Annotated in this window: 1 protein-coding gene; it reads left to right on the forward strand. The window is 43.0% G+C overall.

Going from position 1 to position 2,381, the window contains the following annotated elements; translation table 11 throughout:
- On the forward strand, positions 1-2,328 hold a 2,328-nt coding region (locus tag A9G22_RS05130; RefSeq protein WP_176700233.1), incomplete at its 5' end, for a hemagglutinin repeat-containing protein.
- Between the last annotated feature and the right edge of the window lie 53 nt (positions 2,329-2,381).

Genomic DNA, 2,381 nt, shown 5'->3' on the forward strand with positions numbered 1-2,381 from the left:
GTCAGCATTATTGCGACAGGCAATGGGCAAAAAGAGCGAGGTGATATCAATATCATCGGCAGTCAGGTGTCAGCGGGTCATGATGCGAAGCTCAAGGCGAACCATAATGTTAACATCATCGGTCAAAAAAACACGATAAAAACCGAGAGCAAAGAAAAGAGCAGCAGTGGCTCGTTGGGGGTGGGTTATCAAGTTGGGGGAGAAAAAAATGGTCTTAACCTATCAGCCAATGCCAGCCAAAGCAAATCACGCGAAAAAGGCAATGGCACCGACTGGCGTGAAAGCGTGGTTGAAGCGGGCAATAAGCTTACTCTTATCACCGGTAATGACGCCAACATTGTGGCGGGACAAGTCAAAGGGGATAGGGTGGAAGCCGATATTGGTCATAACCTCAATATAGAATCGAAACAAGACCGCGATGAGTACCATTCCAAAAACAGCTCAACATCCTTGGGGGGCAGTGTTTCATGGGGGAGTACAAATGGCGCAAATGCTGCAGCAAGCCAAACCAAAATGGACAGCACTTGGCAAAGTGTGACGGACCAGTCGGGCATTTTTGCCGGCAAAGGGGGCTTTGACATCACGGTGGGCAACCACACCGACTTAAAAGGGGCAGTGATAGCCTCAGAAGCAAAAGACAAGAGCAAAAACCGTCTTGACACCGGCACAATCAGCTTTAGTGATATAAAAAACCAAGCGGACTACAAGGTAAGTAGCAGCAGTGCAGGCGTCAACACCAGTGGAATGCCATCGATACCAACGGGTCTTAACAAACAAGCAAGCAAAAACTCGACCACGCACTCAGCGGTATCGGCAGGGACGATGGTTATCCGCCATGAAAGCGAGCAAAAACAAGCGATTAACGAATTAAGTCATGATACCGAGCATGCGAGTCATGCGCTCAAACATATCTTTAACAAAGACAAAGAGCAAAGCATCATCGACCAAACACGGCTCGTGAGTGAAATTGGTGGTGAAACGTTAACGATGCTTAATCATATTGACCGAATCAGCGCCACCTCAAAAGCGAAAGAGGCTTTAAACAAAGAGCAAGAAAAGGCCAAAAACAATAAAACGGTCTTAACTGACGAACAGCAACAAAAAATCTACGAAGACGCCTACAAAGAAGCGATGAATCAAGGCATGTCGGCGATGGGCAGTGAAACCCGTCAAGGCATTGACATGGCGGTCAATCTTATCAACGGCATCATCAGTGGCGACATGACAGGGGCGGTTGCAGGGGCACTGGCACCAAAAATTGCCAGTGCCATAAAAAAACAAACCGAGCATTACAACCCTGAAACCGGCAAATGGGAAACAGACCACATTGCCAACACGGTCAGCCATGCCATCTTGGGCGGGGTGGTTGCGCAGCTGCAAGGCAACTCTGCCCTAGTGGGTGGCTTAGGCGCTGCCGCAAGTGAACGCAGTGCGGAAGTTATTGCAGGTATCCTTTACCCCGATAAAGACATCAAAGACCTAAGCCAAGAAGAAAGACAACAAATCAGCGCCCTAACTCAACTCGCGACTGGCCTGGCTACCGCCGCGGCCGGTGGTGATATCCAAGATATCAATACTGGCGTTGCTGCGGGGAAAAATGCGGTTGAGAATAATGGACTAAATATATTAGATCATTACAGAACTGAAACAGAAAAAGATTTGGATGAGATTGAGCGAGCTAAAAGATTATTTGGAGGAGATGAAGATAAAGCTTGGGAATATGTTCTAGGAAAAAAACGAGCTGAAGCTAGCGGTGCAGTAGATGGTATAATAGATACGGTAGATGGAACAGTCAATACGGTTTTACATCCAATAGATACTGTTACTAGTATTTATGATGCTATAACCAATCCAGATAAAGTTTATGAAGCAATTAAAATTTCTTTTACTGAGTGGCTAGAGCTTTATGATTATGCATTAAAGAATGATCCAGCACTAGCTGGTGAAATGATGGGGCATTTTGAGGGTAAACTTTCAGGAGAAGTTGGTTCCAGCTATGTCATAGGTGGTGCTTCTGCAGAAATTATTCAGCAGGTGGCGCGGTTAAAAGCATTATCTAAAGTTGGAAAGAGGAATGATAATGTAGGAAAATCCTTAAGTGTAAGTGAACAAAGGGCAGTTAGGTCACTTGAAGAACAAATAAGATTACATGAAAAAAAATTAGCAGAATATAAAAGAGATCCATATTCTTTTGATAATAAAGGGCATTTAAAAAATGCACCAAATGAAGAAGTTAGACAAAAAATTATAAATGCTAGAATTAAACATTTAGAACATGAAATTAATACTTTTAAAAATAATATTAATAAAATAAAAAATAAAGGATAAATTAGTTATGAATATTGAACTTGATAGAATAGAAAATTTTTTTAATTTAATTA

It is taken from the genome of Gilliamella sp. App2-1, from assembly GCF_001690255.1.
Lineage (GTDB): Bacteria > Pseudomonadota > Gammaproteobacteria > Enterobacterales > Orbaceae > Gilliamella > Gilliamella apicola_G.